We start from the raw sequence: 20,786 nt of genomic DNA, 5'->3' as shown, positions 1-20,786 counted from the left end.
TAGAGAGCTTTAGCGCGGTCGGGCAGGCCGTTTCTCGTCTGGGCACATCAATGCGGATGGGAAAACGAATGCTCCGGCTTACGGAATTCTTAATTATTTGGACGATTTAAATGGCAACTGCAGTCGAAACCCTGAGCAAACTCGAACGTCGTATGACCCTGACTTTCCCGCTGGCCGATGTTCAGGCTGAAGTGGAAAAGCGCCTGAAGGTGCGTGCCCGCACTGCCAAGGCGCCGGGCTTCCGTCCAGGTAAAGTGCCGATGAAGATGGTTGCCGCACAGTTCGGCTACCAGGTCGAAACCGAAGTCCTGAACGATAAGGTCGGCCGTGCATTCAATGACGCAGCAGTCGAGAACGACCTGCGCGTGGCCGGTTTCCCGAAGATCGAGCCGAAGACCAGCGAAGAAGCCGGTGAAGGCGCGCTGGCATTCGACGCTACTTTCGAAGTGTATCCGGACGTATCGATCGGCGACCTGTCCGGCGCGGAAGTCGAAAAGACCACCGCATCGGTCTCCGACGCTGAAATCGACAAGACCATCGACATCCTGCGCAAGCAGCGCGTGCACTACCACGTCAAGGGCGAGCAAGGCGCGCACGGCGACGGCGGCGCCGACCAGTCGGCACAAAACGGCGACCGTGTGACTGTCGACTTCGTCGGCAAGATCGACGGCGTGGAATTCCAGGGCGGCAAGGCCGACGATTTCCCGTTCGTGCTGGGCGAAGGCCGCATGCTGCCGGAATTCGAAGCGGCTACCCTCGGCCTGAAGGTAGGCGAATCCAAGAGCTTCCCGCTGCCGTTCCCGGCGGATTACCACGGCAAGGATGTGGCCGGCAAGACTGCAGAATTCACCATCACCCTGAAGAAGGTCGAATGGGCGCATATGCCTGAAGTCGACGCTGACTTCGCACAGTCGCTGGGCATCGAAGACGGCGACCTGGCCAAGATGCGCGAAGACATCAAGAAGAACCTGGAACGCGAAGTGACCGCACGCACCAAGGCCAAGACCAAGGACAGCGTGATGGACGCGCTGATCAAGGTCAGCGACCTGGAAGTGCCCAAGGCCCTGATCGAGCAAGACGTCGAGCGTCTGTCGGAAATGGCCAAGCAAGACATGGCCCAGCGCGGCATGGACCCGAAGGTCATGCAGCTGCCGAAGGAGCTGTTCACCGCCCAGGCTGAGCGTCGTGTCCGTCTGGGCCTGATCCTGGCTGAAGTGGTCAAGCAAAACAAGCTGGATGCCACCGAAGAACAGGTCAAGGCACAGATCGAAGACTTCGCCCAAAGCTACGAAGATCCGCAGCAAGTGCTGAAGTACTACTTCTCCGACCGCCGCCGCCTGGCCGAAGTCGAGGCTCTTGTTTTGGAAGAAAACGTCGTCAACTACGTTCTCGGCAAAGCCAAGGTTTCGGAAAAGCCGGTTTCGTTCGACGAACTGATGGGCAATCAGCCTCAAGCGTAAGCCGCTTTTCTCGCGTACTATCAAAACACTTTACGCAAAGGAAGGCACATGACAGGTCTGATCAAGGAGTCTGCACTGGACACGCAAATGCTCGGCATGGTGCCGATGGTGATTGAACAGAGCGGCCGCGGCGAGCGCGCGTACGACATTTACTCGCGCCTGTTGAAGGAGCGCATCATTTTCCTGGTCGGACCGGTCAATGATGCTTCCGCCAACCTGATCGTCGCCCAGTTGCTGTTCCTGGAAAGCGAAAATCCGGACAAGGATATTTCGCTCTACATCAACTCGCCGGGCGGTTCGGTTTCGGCCGGCATGGCGATCTTCGACACCATGCAGTTCATCAAGCCGCAAGTGTCGACGCTGTGCACCGGTCTGGCCGCGTCCATGGGCGCGTTCCTGCTGGCGGCCGGCGCCAAGGGCAAGCGTTTCTCGCTGCCGAATTCTCGGATCATGATTCACCAACCCTTGGGCGGCGCCCAGGGGCAGGCATCGGATATCGAGATCCAGGCGCGTGAAATCCTGTACCTGCGTGAGCGCCTCAACGCTATTCTTGCTGAAAAGACCGGCCGCTCGGTCGACCAGATCGGCAAGGATACCGATCGCGACAACTTCATGTCGGCTGATGCCGCAGTGGAATATGGTCTGATCGATAAGGTATTGCACGAACGCGCTTGAGTTTGCGCTGCAGTAAAACGCGTAAAAATGCCCGGACGAATTGCCGTCTGGGCATTTTTTTTAGGAATTTCGCAAAGAACGGCTTTTTCGGCTCTGTTTCCTTGATAAATCGGGACGGAGATGACATATAAATGTCACATGGCGAAGTGGGAATTGAACCGAATGGTCGAAAATGACCAAGCCGTGACGAATCCGCATTTCGCAGGTATGATCAGGCCGTAAATTATCTCCTTTAGCTCTATGTCTGAGAAAAAATCTTCTAGCGGCGAAAAATTGCTTTATTGCTCTTTCTGCGGCAAAAGCCAGCACGAAGTCAAAAAGCTGATCGCCGGCCCTTCGGTATTCATCTGTGACGAATGCATCGATTTGTGCAACGACATCATCCGGGATGAAGCCGCCAGCGTGGAGTCTGTTCCAGGCACCAAGTCGGATTTGCCGACCCCGCAGGAAATCTGCGACCTGCTGGACCAATATGTGATCGGTCAGTCGACCGCCAAGCGCATCTTGTCGGTGGCGGTGTACAACCACTACAAGCGCTTGAAGCACTTGGGCAAGAAGGACGATATCGAGCTGGCCAAGAGCAACATCCTGCTGGTCGGCCCCACCGGCTCCGGCAAGACGCTGCTGGCGCAGACGCTGGCGCGCATGCTCAACGTGCCCTTCGTGATTGCCGACGCCACCACGCTGACTGAAGCCGGTTATGTGGGCGAGGATGTCGAGAACATCATCCAGAAGCTGCTCCAGAACTGCAATTACGAAGTCGAGAAGGCGCAGAGGGGCATTGTCTACATCGATGAAATCGACAAGATCTCGCGCAAGTCGGACAATCCGTCGATTACCCGCGACGTGTCGGGCGAAGGCGTGCAGCAGGCGCTGCTCAAGCTGATCGAAGGCACCATGGCATCGGTGCCGCCGCAGGGCGGCCGCAAGCATCCGAACCAGGATTTCGTCCAGATCGACACGACCAACATCATGTTCATCTGCGGCGGCGCGTTCGATGGCCTGGCCAAGATCATTTCCGACCGTTCGGAAAAGAGCGGCATCGGCTTCTCGGCCAGCGTCAAGAGCCAGTCCGAGAAGACGGCGTCCGAAGTGCTGCTCAACGCGGAACCGGAAGACCTGGTGAAGTTCGGCCTGATTCCGGAGCTGGTTGGCCGCCTGCCGGTCATCGCGACCTTGAACGAGCTGGATGAGGCTGCGTTGATCGAAATCCTGATCGAACCGAAGAATGCCTTGGTCAAGCAGTATGCCAAGCTGTTGCAGATGGAAGGTGCGGAACTGGAAATTCGTCCCGCCGCCATGAATGCGATTGCCAAGAAGGCGTTGGCGCGCAAGACCGGTGCACGCGGGTTGCGCTCCATTCTTGAGCATGCCTTGCTCGACGTGATGTATGAATTACCCAGCCAGCAGAATGTGGCCAAGGTTGTGGTTGATGAAAACACCATCACCAACGGCGCCAAGCCGTTGATGATCTACCATGACCAACCGAAGGTTTCCGGCGCCTGAGGCGCTGGATTCCCAAGAAGCAAGGAAGCGTCGCGGTGCAATGCGGCGCTTCATGCAGGAACAGGCCGCATAAAGTCCGGTATCCGCCAAACGCGGTAAAATAAACCGGCGCAATTCACTCTGGCTTCCATCGCAAAGCCACCCGAGGGCGACTTCGTGTGTGGCTTTTTTATTTTGTTGCGATCATGACATCGGTCTTTCTGTCCTGATTTTTTAGCTCAGCCGGACTTGTGTTTTGGTCACTCGTGCCAACATCATTCCCAGTATTCATTGATAAGGCCCGCCATGACGACTCCAATACTTACAGAACAATCGCAGTTGCCGCTGTTGCCGTTACGGGATGTGGTTGTGTTCCCGCACATGGTGATTCCGCTCTTCGTCGGTCGTCCCAAGTCGATCAAAGCGCTGGAAGCGGCCATGGAACAAGGCAAGAGCATCATGCTCGCGGCCCAGAAGGCCGCGGCCAAGGATGAGCCTTCCGCCGATGATATTTATGAAATCGGCTGCGTCGCCAATATCCTGCAGATGCTGAAGTTGCCGGACGGCACGGTCAAGGTGCTGGTCGAAGGCGCGCAGCGTGCGCGCATCCACCACATCAGCGAACTCGAGACGCATTTCGTGGCCGACCTGACTCCGGTCGAGTCCGAGCAGGGTGACGACGCTGAAGTCGAAGCCATGCGCCGCACCATCGTGCAGCAGTTCGACCAGTACGTAAAACTGAACAAGAAGATTCCTCCCGAGATCCTGACCTCGCTGGCCGGTATCGATGATGCCGGCCGCCTGGCCGACACCATTGCCGCGCATCTGCCGCTCAAGCTCGAGCAGAAGCAGGTCATCCTGGAGATTTTCAACGTCGCCAAGCGTTACGAGCACCTGCTCGGCCAACTGGAAGGCGAACTCGACATCCTGCAGGTGGAAAAGCGCATCCGTGGCCGCGTCAAGCGCCAGATGGAAAAGTCGCAGCGCGAGTACTACCTGAACGAACAGGTCAAGGCCATCCAGAAGGAGTTGGGCGAAGGCGAAGACGGCGCGGATCTGGAAGAGCTGGAAAAGAAGATCCTCGCGGCCAAGATGCCCAAGGAAGCGCTGGAGAAGGCGCAGGGCGAACTCAAGAAGCTCAAGCTGATGTCGCCGATGTCGGCCGAGGCGACCGTGGTGCGCAACTATATCGATACGCTGGTGGGATTGCCCTGGAAGAAGAAGTCCAAGGTCAACAATGACCTCACCAACGCCGAGAAGGTGCTGGAAGGCGATCACTACGGCCTGGACAAGGTCAAGGAACGCATTCTTGAATATCTTGCCGTGCAGCAGCGCGTCGACAAGCTGAAGGCGCCGATCCTGTGCTTCGTCGGTCCTCCGGGCGTCGGCAAGACTTCGCTGGGCCAGTCGATCGCCCGCGCCACCAACCGCAAGTTCGTGCGCATGGCGCTGGGTGGGGTGCGTGACGAGGCCGAGATCCGCGGTCACCGTCGTACGTACATCGGCTCCATGCCGGGCAAGATCCTGCAAAGTCTGTCCAAGGTCGGCGTGCGCAACCCGCTGTTCCTGCTCGACGAAATCGACAAGCTGGGCATGGATTTCCGCGGCGACCCGTCGTCGGCCCTGCTCGAAGTGCTGGACCCGGAACAGAACCACACGTTCTCCGACCACTACATCGAAGTGGACTTCGACCTGTCGGACGTGATGTTCGTGGCGACCTCGAACTCCTTCAACATCCCGCCGGCATTGCTGGACCGGATGGAAGTCATCCGCCTGTCGGGCTATACCGAGGACGAGAAGACCAGCATTGCACAGCGTTACCTGCTGCCCAAGCAGATCAAGAACAACGGCTTGAAGGAAGGCGAGATCAGCGTCGCCGAATCGGCGATCCGCGACATCATTCGCTATTACACCCGTGAAGCCGGTGTTCGTTCGCTGGAACGCGAAGTGTCCAAGATCTGCCGCAAGGTCGTGAAGATGCTGCTGCTGAAAAAGCAGGAGAAGAAGGTCACCGTGACTTCGCGCAACCTGGACAAATTCCTGGGCGTGCGCCGCTTCGATTTCGGCATCGCCGAAAAGGAAAACCAGATCGGCCAGGTGGTCGGGCTGGCATGGACCGAAGTGGGCGGCGACTTGCTGACGATCGAGGCGGTCAACATGCACGGCAAGGGGCAGATCATCCGCACCGGTACGCTGGGCGACGTGATGAAGGAATCGATCGAAGCGGCCCGCACCGTCGTGCGCAGCCGTGCCCGCAAGCTGGGCATCAAGAACGAAGTGTTCGAGAAGAGCGATATCCACATCCACGTGCCTGAAGGTGCGACGCCGAAGGACGGCCCGTCCGCAGGTATCGCCATGACGACCGCGCTGGTATCGATTTTCAGCGGCATTCCGGTGCGCGCCGATGTGGCGATGACGGGTGAAATCACGTTGCGCGGTGAAGTACTGCCGATCGGCGGCTTGAAGGAAAAGCTGTTGGCGGCGCATCGCGGTGGGATCAAGACTGTATTGATCCCTGAGCAGAACGTGAAGGATCTCGCCGAGATTCCGGACAACGTCAAGAACAAGCTCGAGATCGTCCCGGTACGCTGGATCGACAAAGTCCTGGAAATTGCGCTGGAACGTCAGCCGGCTGCATTGCCTGAAGATGAGGCGATTGTCGAATCGGCGGTTGCTCCGAAGGACGGGGCTGCTGATCCGGTGGTCAAGCACTGACAAAGAGCTGCCGCAGATAAGCGAAACAGCAAGTTAAGAAAACGCCTCTTCGGAGGCGTTTTTTTTCGGGCGCCGCTTCTGGTTTGATTTCCCTGCGGAAAATGATCTTATCGCCATAAAATTGCCATCAAACCCGGAAACCCGCTTGACACATGGATTTGCGGCTTGTTTAATAACCCTTGCGGGATTTTCCGCAAGGCAAGCGACGGTGAAAAGACTCTGCCGTTGAGTCGCAAGCGCTGTCACTAATAATCAAACTTATTTGTACAAGGGGCGTAAGTGAATAAAGGCGAACTGATTGAACATATTGCCGGTGCCGCAGACATCTCCAAGGCCGCCGCAGGCCGCGCGGTGGATGCCTTCATCGGCGCAGTGAAGACCACGCTGAAGAAGAACGGCACCGTGACCCTGGTTGGTTTCGGTACCTTCGCTGTCGGCAAGCGCGCCGCACGTACCGGCCGTAACCCGCAGACCGGCGCAGCGATCAAGATCAAGGCCGCTAAAGTGCCGAAATTTAAAGCTGGCAAGGCACTGAAAGATGCTATAAAATAACGGACTTCGCTGCTGGTGACAAAGCAGCAAACTGTTAAGGTATCGGGGTGCTTAGCTCAGTTGGTAGAGCGGAGCCCTTACAAGGCTTAGGTCGGGAGTTCGAGCCTCTCAGCACCCACCATCGGTATCGAATAGTTGAACCAGTTCAGGAGTGGTAGTTCAGTTGGTTAGAATACCGGCCTGTCACGCCGGGGGTCGCGGGTTCGAGTCCCGTCCACTCCGCCAGATAAAAACGCCCGCGTAAGCGGGCGTTTTTACGTTTACACCCTGATTCGCGTAGCGAATCTTCCGATTGGAATCGGAGTGGAGCAAGCCGCTTGCGCGGCTTGCGGCGGGGCGAGAAGGGAATCGCTTGCAAGCGATTCCGCGGCCTGCAGCATGTAGGAGAGTCCCGTCCACTCCGCCAGTTAAAAAGGGCCTGCTCATTGAGCAGGCCCTTTTTCTTTGTGTGTCCAGAATTGGGCGTACATAAGGCGCTACCGGGCAGGCAAGAATCCATGCGAACAGCCAATCGGTTTATTGAGCGGTCATAGATTCTTGCGGAAGAAAGCGAGCACCCTGGCATCAAGTTCCTGATGAAAGGCCGCCCGATCAAAGCCGGGAGCATCCGAGCAGATTTCGGGTACTCGCTTTGCCATCTCAATTGGGCACGGTGGTAGAAATGCGAAATGTCCCGAGTTCGGCACTATCTGAAATTCGACCACTGACGTCAATGCGTGAGCAACGGCGGTGACGCTTTCCGGTGTCACGCCGTCGCCGCCGTACTTGGATTGCCAGAGCTGGACAGGCACCTTCACATTCTTGAAACTCTCATCGGTAAAAAAAATGCTAAGCGGATCAGCGATCACGGCCGCCTTGATGCGCGTGTCGTGAGGCAGTACCGGTAATTCTCCTTTACGGGCCCGTTCGCAAACAAGGGGATCCTTATCCTCGCATAATTGCTGAGCGTTGCTGAAAAAGGGGATGGCGCCAATGGCAACGAGCCCGGTATAGCCGCCTCGCGAGAAACCGAAAAATCCCACGCGTTCGGCATCGATCCTTGATGCGTCGCTCCATGAGCCGAGCATGAAATCAATTGTTCGCTTGATGTCGGCCGGTCGCTGAAGCAACACAGAGAAGTCGCTGTTGCGTCTTCCGTTTGTGGCATGGTCGCCATGGTTAATGGCCACGACAATAAACCCGGCATTCGCCAGCGTTTCTGCGGTGTCGAAATGACCAAGAAAAGTCCCGCCCCAGCCGTGGGAAATGACAACAAGCGGCAGCTCCTTGCCGTCAACAGGGCAATCCTTGGCGACGGACATGACGTAGGAGCCAATTTTCACGTCCTCTGGTTGTTTTGCGCATGGATACCAAACTGCGCCTGCCAGTGCCGAGCCATCGTGATCGGCAGGGATTTCCAGGAGGCGAAAACCGGCAGCCTGTCCCGTGGTTGCCGCCAAAACAAGAATGGCAGCGAGGAAGAGTTTCAATGTTTGCATCATGAGGATTAATCCCTCTACGGATCACCCCGGTATGAAGACATGAATCTCCGGTATGGTGATGGGATGCCGTCTGGTAACAAATCGGACGGCTGTTGTTATAGAATAAATCAAAAATAAAATTAGAAAAGCATGGAGATACCACAGGCATCCATTTCAAGAGGTTGACGGACGTGCGCAGGCGCGGGCTGTTTCCGCAGCAGGGCAATATGAATAGAATCCAAACGCTGATGTGAAGCGGAACTGTTGGAGTTTTCTGCATGCCGAAAAAAATGCCGGCCTTCAATCAAACCAAACTAGCCACGGCCAGCACGGCCATCTTCTTCTTTCTGGCATTGCTGCTATCGGTTTGCGTAGCCGGTTTTTCGTATCACTCCGTGCGGGATTTCGAAGAGCGCGCGGTATGGGTGCAGCACACGCATACGGTGCTCAACGTACTGGAAGAGGCGCATTCGACGTTGCGCGACACTGTCAGCAGCGCGCGCGGTTATGCCTTGTCGGGCAATGATGAATACCGGGGCAATTTCGAAGCTGGTGTGCGGCAGCTCAACTCCCTGATGCATGAGCTGCGCCTGCTCATGCACGACAATCCAGCCCAGTTGCAGAAACTATCGGTTACCGAAGACCTTGTGGCACAGCGCCTGGTATTGGCGCGCAAGTTGCTGGAGCTCGCGCCGAAGACGTCCCAGGCGCAACTGCTGGAAGGCAAGACCCTGAGCGATGAGATCCGCGCCAATTTCCTGGACATGAAGGGTTCGGAAAATGCATTGTTGGCCACGCGCTCACAAGAGACTGCCTCCAGCGCCAGGATCACGATCCTGGCAGTGCTTGGAGGTAGTTTGCTCAGCATCGTCCTGCTGGTGGTGGTGTACCGGAAACTCAGGCTCGAGATGGCAAAGCGCGCAGATGCCCAGCAAAAGACCCAAGCTTACACCAACGAAATCGAAGACCTGTATAACAATGCGCCCTGCGGTTATCACGCGGTGGATGAGACAAACAAGAAAATCATCAAGATCAACGACACCGAACTGAAGTGGCTGGGCTACACGCGCGATCAGGTAGTGGGCAAGATGACCCATGCAGAGCTGCTGGCGCCGGAAAGCGCCGAACGTTATGTCAGGGAGCTGTTGCCGCAGCTCCTGCTCAAGCGGGAAATCATCAGCCAGGATTTGAAGTACCAGCGCTCGGATGGGTCGGTATTCACGGCATTGCTCAACGCTACCGCCATCCTGAATCCGGAGACCGGCCACCTGGTCAGCCGTACCGTGATATACGACATCTCGGAGCGCAAGCGTGCCGAGGACGAGATCGAGGCGCTGAACGCCGACCTGAAGCGCCAGGCCTTGCATCTGCATAACGTGAATAAGGAACTGGAGAGTTTTTCGTATTCGGTATCGCACGACCTGCGCGCGCCGCTGCGCGCCATCTCCGGTTACGCGATGATTCTCGAAGAGGATTATGCCCAAGTGCTGGAGGACAAGGGCCGCGAGCAATTGCAGGTGATCCGCCGCAACGTCAAGAAGATGGACGAGCTGATCAACGACCTGTTGAAGCTGGCCAAGTCGACGACCGGCGATCTGGCGCCGGAACGTTTCGCCATGGAAGATCTGGTGATGCAAACGATCAGCGAGCTGCGGCAGGAAAACCCGCGCGTGACCTTCGATGTGGCCGCGATGGGCAGCGTGGTAGCCAATCGTGGGCTGGTGGCCCAAGTCTGGGAGAACCTGTTGAGCAACGCGATCAAGTTCAGCAGTAAAAGTGAACAGCCTCTGGTGCGCGTGACAGCCGAGGAGGGCGAGGACGAGATTGTCTATGGCGTACACGACAATGGCGTGGGTTTCGACATGCGTTATGCGCACAAACTCTTCGGCACGTTCCAGCGTTTGCACCGCCAGGAAGAATATGCCGGCACGGGTATCGGGCTGGCGCTGGTGCAACGCATCGTGATCCGCCATGCCGGCCGCGTCTGGGCGGAAAGCACGCTCAAGGAAGGCGCCAGCTTCTACTTCTCCCTGCCGAAAAAGGGCCTGCTCCCCAACATGGGCGAGCAGCCGTGAACGATAAGCGCGCGGCAACCGGCAGGCAGGCCATGAGCGCCGCCCCGGTTGTATCGCAACGCATTTTTGAGAGCCCAGGACCATGAGCATTCCGCTTCGCGTCTTGTTTGTCGAGGATATGGAAGAAGATGCCGTACTGATGGTGCGCGAACTCAAGCGTGCGGGCTTCGAGCCGACCTGGCTGCGGGTCGACGATGAGCCGGCGCTGTTGGGCGCATTGCGCGAGGCGCGCTGGGACATCGTCATCTCCGACTATTCGATGCCGGCCTTCAGCGGTGTGGAGGCCTTGAAGATCGTCAAGCAAGACAACGACCAGACGCCGTTCATCATCGTCTCCGGCGTCATCGGCGAGCAGACTGCGGTCGAGGTGATGAAGGCCGGCGCCCAGGATTATTTTTTGAAAAGCGCCATCGCACGCTTGCCGCACGCAGTGGAGCGTGAACTGCGCGATGCCCAGGCGCGGCGCAAGCAGCGCGCCAGCGCCCAGGCGCTGCGCGAGATGCAGGCGCGCTTCAACGCGTTCATGAATGCGGCGCCGATGCCGACCTGGATCAAGGATGCGCAGTTGCGCTACAGCTATGTCAATCCGGCGCAATCGGCTTTCTTCGGCATGACGCCCGGCGACATGGATGGCTTGACCGATTTCGACCTGATGTCGACCGGTGCGGCGCAAGCGTCGCAAGAGAGCGACCGCAAAGTGCTGCAAGACCGGTGCGAACTGCATACGCAGGAGACGGTGTTCGACTACAACCACAATGCCCGCATCCTGGATGTGGTGCGTTTCCCGATTCACGGGGAAGGCAAGGGCGATATGGTGGCGGGATTGGCGATCGACGTTACCGAGCGCGAGCAGTCCCGGCGGGAGCTGGAGCTGGCCATCCAGCGCCAGCAATTGCTGTCTTCCCGCGTGATCGAAGTGCAGGAGCGCGAACGCCAGCATCTGGCGCGCGGCCTGCACGATGATGTCGGCCAGTCGCTCACGGCGTTGAAGATCACGCTGGAAACCATCAGGAAGAATGGCTCGCTGGAAGGCCCATCGCTGCAAAACGGCATCGACATCGTCACCGCGGTGCTGGCGCAGGTGCGCAGCCTGTCGCTGGACCTGCGCCCGCCGCAGTTGGACAATCTCGGCCTGATCGCGGCCTTGCGTTCCTATGTCGAACAGAAGTCCAGGCTGGCCGGCGTCAGCGGCTGGTTCGAAAGCAGCGGCCACGATGACGGGCTGCACCATGACATCGAGAACACCGCTTTCCGCATCGTCCAGGAAGCCGTCACCAACATCCTGCGCCATGCCAAATGCAAGAATATCCGGGTCAAGATCGACCGCCAGCAGGACCAACTCTACTTGTGCATACGCGACGATGGCCAGGGCTTCGACATCGAGACGGCACGCAGCAATGCAATTTCCGGCACCAGCTTCGGGTTGCTCAATATGGAGGAACGCGCGGTGCTGGTCGGCGGTTCCATGGATATTTCATCGGCGCCAGGCGAGGGGACGGAAATCGTCATGCATTTGCCGGTTGCGCCTGTCGTGAGGAGAATTTGAGCATGCAGACACGAATCGTACTTGCCGACGACCATGCGCTGGTGCGCAGCGGCATCAAGGCGCTGCTGGCTGCCATGCCAGGGGTGGACGTGGTGGGCGAGGCTTCCGACGGCAGCGAGGCAATCGAGATGATCGCGCGCCTGAAACCCGACCTGGTGGTGCTGGACATCGCCATGAAAGGCATGAATGGCCTGGAGGCACTGCGCCGTTTGCGCGGCGCTTACCCGGCCATGCGGTTCTTGATGCTATCGATGTACGGTAGCGAGGAATATGTGATGCAGGCATTGAATGCCGGCGCCAACGGCTACCTGTTCAAGGATTCCGCCGCCACCGAACTGGAAAAGGCGTTGGTCGAACTCAGGCAAGGCCGGCAATACCTAGACTCGCACATTTCGCGCGAGGCGCTGGACAACTACATGAAGCGCGTATCGCAAAACGGTACGCCGGCAGAGGTATTGACGCCGCGGCAGCGCGAGATCCTGCAACTGATCGCCGAAGGCAACAACACCAAGGAAATCGCCTACCAGCTCAATGTCAGCGCCAAGACCATCGAGACGCATCGCGCGCAACTGATGGAGCGGCTGGATATCCGCGACGTTCCCGGGCTGGTCCGATATGCGATTCGCACCGGCATTGCGACGTCGGATAAATAACCGATTGATGGATGGAGATCAGGAAAACCCTGATTTCTTTTGAAATCGCCTATGCAATAATCTGCAGAGGAAAGGCTTGAACTGGCGTCTGTACTGGCTTTCAGGCGGATTGCCGATGATGCGAACGGACTGGACGCGATGGCGTTGCGGAGGGAGCCGCATCGATGAGGGCGCAGAGCAGTGCATGGGATGGCCGGAAAGTGGTCAGATTAATAACAATAGTTCCAGCTTGAAACTTATTGAAGGAAGCGACCCTTATGGATATCGGGCAATATGACATCATCCTCGTCGACGACAGCCAGGAAGTGGCAGAGTTGACGCGCCTTGCCCTGGGCACCCGCAAGCTGGCTGAAAAAATGACCTGGTTCGCCGATGCAGAGCTTGCGCAGGATTACTTTTTTGCGCAGGGCGGATATGCCGACCGCAAGGAAACGCATCCTTCCCTGATTCTGCTGGATCTCAACCTGCCGCTGATGAGTGGGCATGATTTCCTGCAGATCATCAAATCCAATGCCGCGACCGCGCACATCCCGGTCGTGATGTTTTCATCCTCGGAAGACCAGCGCGACATCGACCAGAGCTACCATCTGGGCGCCAACGGTTATGTGGTGAAGTCAGCCGATCCGAAGGAATTCATGGGAACGGTGGCCGATACCGGTACTTACTGGCTTAACCGCAACCGTCCCGCGCGCGGGAACGAAGGGCCGCCACCGGGGCGTTCGCCTTCCGCTTCCGACCGGTAATTCGATAAAAAAAGCTGCCTGCAGGCAGCTTTTTTACATTGCTCTTCTAATCTCTTCTAATGCGCATTCACGGTGTCTTTACCCGTGGAATTGGCGCAGTCCATCGAGGTCGTTGATGGTGATGCTGCCGTAATCCACTTTCAGCAAACCGGCTTTTTCCAGCACCTGCAATGCCTGGTTGGCGCGCTGGCGCGATGTGCCGGAAAGATTGCCGACTTCTTCCTGGGAAATCTGCAGGTTCAGGCCGATGCCGGGATTCAGGTAGGGGTTGAACAGCGCCGCCAGGCAGCGCGCTACACGCGCATCCGGTTCCAGCATGCGGTCGTATTCCACCAGCGAAATGAACAGCCCCAGGCGCTCGTTCAACTGCGTCACCAGGAAGCGGTTGAACGGGATGCTGTTGTCCAGCAGCCAGATGTAAGTGGCTTTGGGCATGTAGAGCAACTCGCTCTCGCGCAGCGCGACCACGTCATACTTGCGCGGTTCGTCCTTGAGCAGGGAGCCTTCGCCCAGCCAGCCGCCGTTGGCCATGCCGGCGAACGAGACCGTCTTGCCTTCCGGTGAGACGCTGCTCATTTTCAGCAAGCCTTCATGCACGCCGATCCAATGCGTCACCGGATCGCCCTTGCGGCATACATAGCCGCCAGCGGCAATCTTGCGGCTCGATACCTCGGATTCCACCCGGGCCAACTGATCTTCAGTCAGTGCTTGCGCCCAGATGCTTTTTGCCAGCATGGTTCTTATTGGTGTCTCCGTCATGATGCGTCGCAATATCGAAAGTTTGACAATTGTCGGTGAGATGACATCCGCTGGCAACAACTGACTCTACTATCATCCCAAAAAAGCAGTCATGAAAAATACAGGACGGCTGGCACGCAAGACTTCACGGCGGATGCAGTAAGACCGACGTAAGCAAGGCGGCACAGACTGATCCGACACCGGATATTTCCAGCATCCTGGCAATATCCTCCGAGCCTACAAAAAGAAGGTGGGAAGATGGTGGAGACGAGACAAGAGACGGAAACGCAAACGTTTCCGCAGCTGCTGCTTGCGCACGCGCAGACACGGCCGCAGCGACCGGCCTTCCGCGAGAAGGACCTGGGCATCTGGCAGGCCACGAGCTGGCAGCAGGTGGCTGATGAAGTGCGTGCCTTCGCCTGTGGACTGGCGGCGCTGGGGTTCAAGCGTGGCATGAGCCTGGCGATCATCGGCAACAATTGCCCGCGCCTGTATTGGGCGATGTCCGCCGCACAGGTGCTGGGCGGCATGCCGGTGCCGCTGTACCAGGACGCCCCGGCTGCCGACATGGCCTATGTGCTGGCCGACGCCAATGTCGACTTCGTCATGGCCGAAGACCAGGAGCAGGTCGACAAGGTCTTCGAGATCAAGGAAAGCCTGCCGCGCATCGCGCATGTCATTTACGACGATGAGCGCGGCATGCGCAATTACCATCAGCCGGAGCTGCTGTCGTTTGCTCGCGTTCAGGAACTGGGCCGCGCCTACGAGCGCGTGCATCCTGATTTCTTCATGAACGAAGTCAAGGCCGGCAAGCCCGACGACGTTGCCATCATCCTCTATACCTCCGGCACCACCGGCAAGCCCAAGGGCGTCTGCCATTCGCACCGCGCGATGATCACCACCGCGCGCACGCTGGTGGAGTTCGACCGCCTCAACGAAGAGGACGACATCCTCTGCTACCTGCCGTTGGCCTGGGTGGGAGATTTCCTGTACTCGTTCGCCCAGCAGCACGTGGCGGGCTTCTGCCTGAACTGCCCGGAGTCGCCCAATACCGTGATGAGCGACCTGCGCGAGATCGGCCCGACCTATTACTTCGCGCCGCCGCGCGTTTATGAAAATATCCTGACCCAGGTGATGATCCGCATCGAGGACGCTGGCTGGATCAAGCGCAAGATGTTCCACGGTTTCATGCGCGTGGCGCGCCGTGTCGGCATGCGCATCCTCGACCGCAAGCCCGGTGTCTCGCTGGCCGATCGCCTGCAGTACGCGTTGGGCGACCTGCTGGTGTATGGCCCGCTGAAGAATGTGCTGGGCATGTCGCGATTGCGAGTGGCCTATACCGGCGGCGAAGCCATCGGTCCCGACCTGTTCGATTTCTACCGCTCACTGGGCATCAACCTGAAGCAGCTCTATGGCATGACCGAGACCTGCGTCACCATCTGCATGCAGCCCTCGGGCGACGTCAAGCTGGACAGCGTCGGCCGGCCGATGAAAGGCGTGGAGGTACGCATCGCCGATAACGGCGAAGTGCTGGTGCGATCGCCGGGCCTGATGAAGGAATACTTCAAGCGCCCCGACGCCACCGCCGAAGCCATCGACGCCGAAGGCTATTTCCATACCGGCGATGCCGGCTTCTTCGACAGCGACGGCCACCTCAAGATCATCGACCGCGCCAAGGATGTCGGGAAGATGGCTTGCGGCAGCATGTTTGCGCCCAAGTACATCGAGAACAAGCTGAAGTTCTTCCCCTTCGTCAAGGAGGCCGTCACCTTCGGCAACGAGCGCGAGCAGTGCATGGCCTTCATCAACATCGACATGGATGCGGTCGGCAACTGGGCCGAGCGGCGCAACTTGCCGTACAGCGGCTATACCGACCTGGCCGCCAATCCCGCCGTGTACGAACTGGTGCGCGAATGCGTGGAAAAGGTCAACGCCGACCTGGCGGCCGATCCGTTGCTGGCCGATTCGCAGATCCACCGCTTCCTGATCCTGCACAAGGAACTCGACCCCGATGACGAGGAGCTGACCCGTACCCGCAAGGTGCGGCGCGGCTTCATCGCCGACAAGTACGCGGTGCTGATCGACGCGCTGTACGACGGCCGTGCGTCGCAATACATCGAGACGCAGGTGAAGTTCGAGGACGGCCGGCAGGGCATGATTTCCGCCGACCTGAAGATCGCCGAAGCGAAAACCTTTGCGGTGCTGGGACGCGCGGCCTGAACGGCGCGCCGACGCATACATGCAGCCACACGAACCGGGCCTGTTGGTCCGGCCGAATCCAAGCGTATCCTGACCTATCGATGAATACGATCATGAAGCGACACATGACTGCAGAAATTTTCCCATCCGGGCTGCCGCCCGTATTGACCCCGGATGCGCAGGCCGAAGGCACGTCCGCCAATGGCCGGCAGATCGGCGGCGTCATCCTCGATCTGCAGAACATCTCGCTGTCCTTCGGCGGCGTCAAGGCGCTGACGGACATCTCCTTCAATGTGCGCGAACACGAGATCCGCGCCATCATCGGCCCCAATGGCGCCGGCAAGAGCTCGATGATCAATGTCATCAACGGCGTCTACCATCCGCAAAAGGGCAACATCATCTACCGCGGCCAGCAGCGGCGGGGCATGCGCCCGAGCACGATTGCACGCCAGGGCATCGCGCGCACTTTCCAGAACATCGCGCTGTTCAAGGGCATGACCGTGCTCGACAACATCATGACCGGACGCAACACCAAGATGCGTTCCGGCCTGTTGTCCAACGCGCTGTGGTGGGGCGCTGCGCGCAACGAGGAAATCGAACACCGGCGCAAGGTGGAGGAGGTGATCGACTTCCTTGAGATCCAGCATATCCGCAAGACGCCGGTGGGGCGCTTGCCCTACGGCCTGCAAAAGCGCGTGGAACTGGCGCGTGCGCTGGCGGCAGAGCCGGGCATGCTGCTGCTGGACGAGCCGATGGCCGGCATGAACGTGGAAGAGAAACAGGACATGTGCCGTTTCATCCTCGATGTCAACGACCAGTTCGGCACCACCATCGTGCTGATCGAGCACGACATGGGCGTGGTGATGGATATCTCCGACCGCGTGGTGGTGCTGGACTACGGCAAGAAGATCGGCGACGGCACGCCCGACGAGGTGATGAACAATGAAGAAGTGATCAGGGCTTACCTGGGCACATCGCACTGAATCTGAATCGAACAAAAAAATAACAAGAACGAAGCGGCAAGGAGACGACATGCAATTCTTTTTCGAAGTGGCGCTGAGCGGTTTGCTCTCCGGCCTCATGTATTCGCTGGTGGCGCTGGGATTCGTGCTGATCTACAAGGCTTCCGGCGTATTCAATTTCGCCCAGGGGGCGATGGTGTATTTCGCGGCGCTGGCGGTGGTGGGCTTGATGGACAAGGGCATGCCGATGTGGGCGGCGGTGATCGGCGCCTTCGCCGTCATGATCCTGGTCGGCCTGGCGACTGAGCGCTTCGTGCTGCGCAAGCTGGTCAACCAGCCGCCGATCACGCTGTTCATGGCCACCATCGGCCTGGCGTTCTTCCTTGAAGGCCTGGGGCCTTTGTTGTTCGGCAGCGAAGTGCGCCCGATCGACCTGGGCATCGTCGACGAACCCATCATGTCGGTGATGGACAGCATCGGCATCGGCATTTCCAAGTTCGACCTGTTCGCTTCCGGCATGGTGGTGGCGCTGGTGGCCGTGCTGGCGCTGTTCTTCCAGAAGACCAAGGTCGGCCGCGCGCTGCGCGCCGTGGCGGATGATCACCAGGCGGCATTGTCGCTGGGTATTCCGCTGCAGCACATCTGGGCAGTCGTATGGGGAGTGGCCGGTTTCGTTGCGCTGGTGGCCGGCCTGCTCTGGGGCTCGCGCAACGGTGTGCAGTTCGCGCTCACCATGACCGCCCTGAAAGCGCTGCCGGTGCTGATCCTTGGCGGATTTACCTCGATTCCCGGCGCGATCGTCGGCGGCCTGATCATCGGCGCTTCCGAGAAGCTGGCCGAGATCTATATTCCGCCGGTCATGCAGGATGCCTTCGGTGGCAATTTCGGCGGCATCGAAGGCTGGTTCCCCTACGTGTTCGCGCTGCTGTTCCTGCTGGTGCGGCCGGAGGGATTGTTCGGTGAACGGCATATCGACCGGGTGTGAGTGAAACAGTAGTCAATACATTGGAGACGCACCATGCTGTACCGTGAAGCAGGACAATTCAAGACAAGCTACATCGCCGACAGCCAGATATTCCCGATCCGGCAAGACCGTATCGTTTTTGCGCTGTTCATGGCAGTGGCCTTTGTCGCCGTACCTTTCATGGGAACCGAGTACTGGTTCTCGGCGATCCTGATCCCGTTCCTGGTGTTTGCGCTGGCCGCTCTTGGGCTCAACGTCCTGACCGGCTATGCCGGCCAGCTTTCGCTGGGTTCGGCAGCCTTCATGGCGGTGGGCGCTTATGCCGCCTATAACTTCCAGTTGCGGGTAGAGGGCATTCCCATCCTGCTTACCTTCATCCTGGCTGGCGGCTGCGCGGCGTTGGTGGGCGTGCTGTTCGGCTTGCCTTCATTGCGCATCAAGGGCTTTTATTTGGCAGTGGCGACACTGGCGGCGCAGTTCTTCGTGGTGTGGGCGCTGACCAAATTCGCCTGGTTCTCCAACAACAGCTCATCGGGCGTGATCAGCACGCCCAAGATCGACCTGTTCGGCATCGACATCAATACGCCGGTCAAAAAATACCTGTTCGTGCTGGCCATCGTCTGTGTCATGGCGCTGGTGGCCAAGAACCTGGTGCGGTCAAGCACCGGCCGCGCCTGGATGGCCGTGCGCGACATGGACGTGGCGGCCGAAGTGATCGGCATTCCGCTGATGCGCACCAAGCTGACCGCCTTTGCCGTCAGTTCCTTTTACTGCGGCGTGGCCGGTGCGCTCTACGCATTCTGCTACCTGGGATCGGTGGAGCCGGACGGCTTTTCGCTGGACCTGTCGTTCCGCATCCTGTTCATGATCATCATCGGCGGTGTCGGCAGCATTCTCGGCTCTTTCCTGGGATCGGCTTTCATCCTGCTGCTGCCGATCTTCCTCGATAACGTCTTGCCGCCGCTGGCCGCATTCCTCCATCTGCCGTTCACCAATGCCACCGTTTCGCATATCCAGCTGATGGTGTTCGGCGCGCTGATCATCTTCTTCCTGATCGTGGAGCCGCACGGGCTGGCGCGGCTGTGGCAGATCACCAAGGAAAAATTGCGATTGTGGCCGTTCCCGCATTGACGGGGGGCGAGCGAAGATTCATGAGTTGGAAGGGCCGGCTTGTGCCGGCAACGCATAAGTCGGAAACGACAACACAACAAGGAGACGAGACCATGAAGAGCATGAAACACCTGATGCTGGCAGCGGCAACTGCCGCCAGCCTGCTGTCCACGGCGCTGCCGGCCGCGGCGCAAGCCAACGACCAGTTCATCGCCATTCCCAGCTACCGCGTGGGGCCCTACGGCACCAACGGCCAGTCCTACTACGGCGGCTATGTCGACTACCTGAATTACGTGAACATGAAGGACGGCGGCATCAACGGCGTCAAGCTGTCATGGGAAGAATGCGAGACCGAGTACAACAACGCCAAGGGCGTGGAGTGCTACGAGCGCATGAAGAACAAGAACCCGGTGACCAAGGGCACGGCGATCAACTCGATGGCCACCGGCATCTCCTATGCCCTGATCGACAAGAGCGCCGAAGACAAGGTGCCGCTGCTGATGATGGGCTATGGCCGTACCGATGCGGTGGACGGTTCGGTGTTCCCGTATGCCTTCCCGCTGGTGACCACTTACCAGATGCAGGTCTCGGCCATCGTCAAGTTCCTGGCCAGCAAGAACGGCGGTTCGCTGGCCGGCAAGAAGATCGTGTTCCTGTACCACGATTCGGCCTACGGCAAGGAGCCGATCGTGGCGCTGCAGGCTGAGTCCAGTATCGGCAAGTTCAAGCTGATCGAGATTCCGGTGGCGCATCCCGGCAACGAGCAGGGCGCGCAATGGCTGCGCATCCGCCAGGAGAACCCCGACTACGTGATCTTCTGGGGCTGGGGCGTGATGAACCAGACCGCGCTGAAGGCGGCCCAAAAGGTCGGCTATGCGCGCGACAAGATCATCGGCTCATGGTGGGCCGGTTCCGAGGAGGACACGATCCCAGCGGGTGACGCTGCCAAGGGCTACATGAGCGCGACCTGGAACGTGGCCGGCAAGAACGTGCCGGTGATCGCCGACATCGACAAGGTGGTCTACGGTGCCGGCAAGGGCAACATGCAGGACAAGAACAAGGTCGGCTCCATCCTGTACAACCGCGGCGTCTCGGCGGCCATCGCCACGGTGGAAGCGGTGCGCACCGCGCAGGACAAGTTCGGCAAAGGCAAGGTCATGAGCGGCGAGCAGGTGCGCTGGGGCCTGGAGAACCTGAACATCACCAATGCCCGCCTGCAGCAACTGGGCGCAACCGGCCTGCTGCCGGAGATCAAGACCTCGTGTGAAAACCATGAAGGTTCCGGCATGGTGAAGATCCAGCAGTGGGACGGCAGCAAGTGGGTGCTGGTGTCTGACTGGATCGAAGGCAACAAGAACCTGATCCACCCGTTGTTCAAGGCTTCCGCCGCCAAATACGCAAAAGAAAAAGGCATTACTCCTGCCTGCATGAAGTAGGCGCTTGCGCCGG

At 58.8% G+C, this 20,786-nt stretch carries 16 protein-coding genes and 2 tRNA genes; 16 read left to right on the top strand and 2 right to left on the bottom strand.

Annotated features, from left to right (window positions below):
• The first annotated feature begins 110 nt into the window (after window positions 1-110).
• The 7 genes from tig to AKL28_RS08050 all read left to right on the top strand — a co-directional run bounded on the left by tig (window position 111) and on the right by AKL28_RS08050 (window position 7,112).
• Complete coding sequence (gene tig, locus AKL28_RS08080; RefSeq protein ID WP_050467607.1) at window positions 111-1,460, top strand: trigger factor; 1,350 nt, start codon at window positions 111-113, stop codon at window positions 1,458-1,460.
• A 48-nt stretch (window positions 1,461-1,508) separates the two neighbouring features.
• Window positions 1,509-2,135, top strand: coding sequence for an ATP-dependent Clp endopeptidase proteolytic subunit ClpP (clpP, locus tag AKL28_RS08075; RefSeq protein WP_050467606.1), 627 nt, complete (start codon window positions 1,509-1,511; stop codon window positions 2,133-2,135).
• Between the two features lie 240 nt (window positions 2,136-2,375).
• Window positions 2,376-3,641, top strand: coding sequence for an ATP-dependent Clp protease ATP-binding subunit ClpX (gene clpX, locus AKL28_RS08070; protein WP_050467605.1), 1,266 nt, complete (start codon window positions 2,376-2,378; stop codon window positions 3,639-3,641).
• Window positions 3,642-3,926: 285 nt separating this feature from the next.
• Window positions 3,927-6,335 (top strand): endopeptidase La, encoded by a 2,409-nt coding sequence (gene lon / locus AKL28_RS08065; protein ID WP_050467604.1) that lies wholly within the window; start codon window positions 3,927-3,929, stop codon window positions 6,333-6,335.
• 279 nt (window positions 6,336-6,614) lie between these two features.
• Entirely contained in the window at window positions 6,615-6,887 is a 273-nt protein-coding gene (locus AKL28_RS08060) for an HU family DNA-binding protein (RefSeq protein WP_050467603.1), read from the top strand.
• Between the two features lie 45 nt (window positions 6,888-6,932).
• Window positions 6,933-7,008: transfer RNA gene (locus AKL28_RS08055), tRNA-Val, on the top strand.
• Window positions 7,009-7,035: 27 nt separating this feature from the next.
• Window positions 7,036-7,112 (top strand) — tRNA-Asp (locus AKL28_RS08050).
• Between the two features lie 302 nt (window positions 7,113-7,414).
• Here the strand turns inward: AKL28_RS08050 and AKL28_RS08045 are convergent.
• On the bottom strand, window positions 7,415-8,368 hold the full coding sequence (locus AKL28_RS08045; protein WP_331456554.1) for an alpha/beta hydrolase family protein: 954 nt from the start codon (window positions 8,366-8,368) through the stop codon (window positions 7,415-7,417).
• A gap of 269 nt (window positions 8,369-8,637) precedes the next feature.
• Here AKL28_RS08045 and AKL28_RS08040 point away from each other — a divergent pair, with 269 nt between their 5' ends.
• The 4 genes from AKL28_RS08040 to AKL28_RS08025 all read left to right on the top strand — a co-directional run bounded on the left by AKL28_RS08040 (window position 8,638) and on the right by AKL28_RS08025 (window position 13,364).
• On the top strand, window positions 8,638-10,422 hold the full coding sequence (locus AKL28_RS08040; protein ID WP_050467602.1) for a sensor histidine kinase: 1,785 nt from the start codon (window positions 8,638-8,640) through the stop codon (window positions 10,420-10,422).
• Window positions 10,423-10,504: 82 nt separating this feature from the next.
• A complete protein-coding gene (locus tag AKL28_RS08035; protein ID WP_050467601.1) occupies window positions 10,505-11,968 on the top strand; it encodes a hybrid sensor histidine kinase/response regulator in 1,464 nt (487 codons plus the stop codon).
• Between the two features lie 2 nt (window positions 11,969-11,970).
• A complete protein-coding gene (locus tag AKL28_RS08030; protein WP_050467600.1) occupies window positions 11,971-12,621 on the top strand; it encodes a response regulator in 651 nt (216 codons plus the stop codon).
• Between the two features lie 257 nt (window positions 12,622-12,878).
• The gene (locus AKL28_RS08025; RefSeq protein WP_050467599.1) at window positions 12,879-13,364 is read left to right on the top strand and encodes a response regulator; all 486 of its coding nucleotides are present in this window, start codon (window positions 12,879-12,881) and stop codon (window positions 13,362-13,364) included.
• 78 nt (window positions 13,365-13,442) lie between these two features.
• Here AKL28_RS08025 and AKL28_RS08020 read toward each other — a convergent pair whose 3' ends face one another.
• Window positions 13,443-14,099: a Crp/Fnr family transcriptional regulator gene (locus AKL28_RS08020; protein WP_174525356.1), complete on the bottom strand. Its 657-nt coding sequence runs from the start codon at window positions 14,097-14,099 to the stop codon at window positions 13,443-13,445.
• A 261-nt stretch (window positions 14,100-14,360) separates the two neighbouring features.
• Here AKL28_RS08020 and AKL28_RS08015 point away from each other — a divergent pair, with 261 nt between their 5' ends.
• The 5 genes from AKL28_RS08015 to AKL28_RS07995 all read left to right on the top strand — a co-directional run bounded on the left by AKL28_RS08015 (window position 14,361) and on the right by AKL28_RS07995 (window position 20,773).
• On the top strand, window positions 14,361-16,322 hold the full coding sequence (locus AKL28_RS08015) for an AMP-dependent synthetase/ligase (RefSeq protein ID WP_050467597.1): 1,962 nt from the start codon (window positions 14,361-14,363) through the stop codon (window positions 16,320-16,322).
• A gap of 80 nt (window positions 16,323-16,402) precedes the next feature.
• On the top strand, window positions 16,403-17,284 hold the full coding sequence (locus tag AKL28_RS08010) for an ABC transporter ATP-binding protein (protein WP_050467596.1): 882 nt from the start codon (window positions 16,403-16,405) through the stop codon (window positions 17,282-17,284).
• Between the two features lie 49 nt (window positions 17,285-17,333).
• On the top strand, window positions 17,334-18,248 hold the full coding sequence (locus tag AKL28_RS08005) for a branched-chain amino acid ABC transporter permease (RefSeq protein WP_050467595.1): 915 nt from the start codon (window positions 17,334-17,336) through the stop codon (window positions 18,246-18,248).
• 33 nt (window positions 18,249-18,281) lie between these two features.
• Window positions 18,282-19,358 carry a branched-chain amino acid ABC transporter permease gene (locus tag AKL28_RS08000; RefSeq protein ID WP_050467594.1) on the top strand — a complete coding sequence of 359 codons (1,077 nt, stop codon included), beginning with the start codon at window positions 18,282-18,284 and terminating at the stop codon, window positions 19,356-19,358.
• Between the two features lie 92 nt (window positions 19,359-19,450).
• Window positions 19,451-20,773, top strand: coding sequence for an ABC transporter substrate-binding protein (locus AKL28_RS07995; protein ID WP_050467593.1), 1,323 nt, complete (start codon window positions 19,451-19,453; stop codon window positions 20,771-20,773).
• Window positions 20,774-20,786: the final 13 nt, after the last annotated feature.

It is taken from the genome of Herbaspirillum chlorophenolicum, from assembly GCF_001189955.1.
GTDB classification, from domain to species: Bacteria; Pseudomonadota; Gammaproteobacteria; order Burkholderiales; family Burkholderiaceae_D; genus Herbaspirillum; species Herbaspirillum chlorophenolicum.
The sequence above is the reverse complement of the archived record's forward strand: the minus strand, read 5'-3'. Positions and strand labels throughout refer to the sequence as shown.

What these genes read in the sequence shown, in the direction of transcription:
- clpP (WP_050467606.1), top strand. Translation starts at nt 1,509, where the DNA reads ATGACAGGTCTGATCAAGGAGTCTGCACTGGACACGCAAATGCTCGGC.
- AKL28_RS08025 (WP_050467599.1), top strand. Translation starts at nt 12,879, where the DNA reads ATGGATATCGGGCAATATGACATCATCCTCGTCGACGACAGCCAGGAA.
- AKL28_RS08020 (WP_174525356.1), bottom strand. Translation starts at nt 14,099, where the DNA reads ATGCTGGCAAAAAGCATCTGGGCGCAAGCACTGACTGAAGATCAGTTG.
- AKL28_RS08040 (WP_050467602.1), top strand. Translation starts at nt 8,638, where the DNA reads ATGCCGGCCTTCAATCAAACCAAACTAGCCACGGCCAGCACGGCCATC.
- AKL28_RS08000 (WP_050467594.1), top strand. Translation starts at nt 18,282, where the DNA reads ATGCTGTACCGTGAAGCAGGACAATTCAAGACAAGCTACATCGCCGAC.
- tig (WP_050467607.1), top strand. Translation starts at nt 111, where the DNA reads ATGGCAACTGCAGTCGAAACCCTGAGCAAACTCGAACGTCGTATGACC.
- AKL28_RS08030 (WP_050467600.1), top strand. Translation starts at nt 11,971, where the DNA reads ATGCAGACACGAATCGTACTTGCCGACGACCATGCGCTGGTGCGCAGC.
- AKL28_RS08045 (WP_331456554.1), bottom strand. Translation starts at nt 8,368, where the DNA reads ATGATGCAAACATTGAAACTCTTCCTCGCTGCCATTCTTGTTTTGGCG.
- clpX (WP_050467605.1), top strand. Translation starts at nt 2,376, where the DNA reads ATGTCTGAGAAAAAATCTTCTAGCGGCGAAAAATTGCTTTATTGCTCT.
- AKL28_RS08005 (WP_050467595.1), top strand. Translation starts at nt 17,334, where the DNA reads ATGCAATTCTTTTTCGAAGTGGCGCTGAGCGGTTTGCTCTCCGGCCTC.
- AKL28_RS07995 (WP_050467593.1), top strand. Translation starts at nt 19,451, where the DNA reads ATGAAGAGCATGAAACACCTGATGCTGGCAGCGGCAACTGCCGCCAGC.
- AKL28_RS08015 (WP_050467597.1), top strand. Translation starts at nt 14,361, where the DNA reads ATGGTGGAGACGAGACAAGAGACGGAAACGCAAACGTTTCCGCAGCTG.
- AKL28_RS08010 (WP_050467596.1), top strand. Translation starts at nt 16,403, where the DNA reads ATGAATACGATCATGAAGCGACACATGACTGCAGAAATTTTCCCATCC.
- lon (WP_050467604.1), top strand. Translation starts at nt 3,927, where the DNA reads ATGACGACTCCAATACTTACAGAACAATCGCAGTTGCCGCTGTTGCCG.
- AKL28_RS08035 (WP_050467601.1), top strand. Translation starts at nt 10,505, where the DNA reads ATGAGCATTCCGCTTCGCGTCTTGTTTGTCGAGGATATGGAAGAAGAT.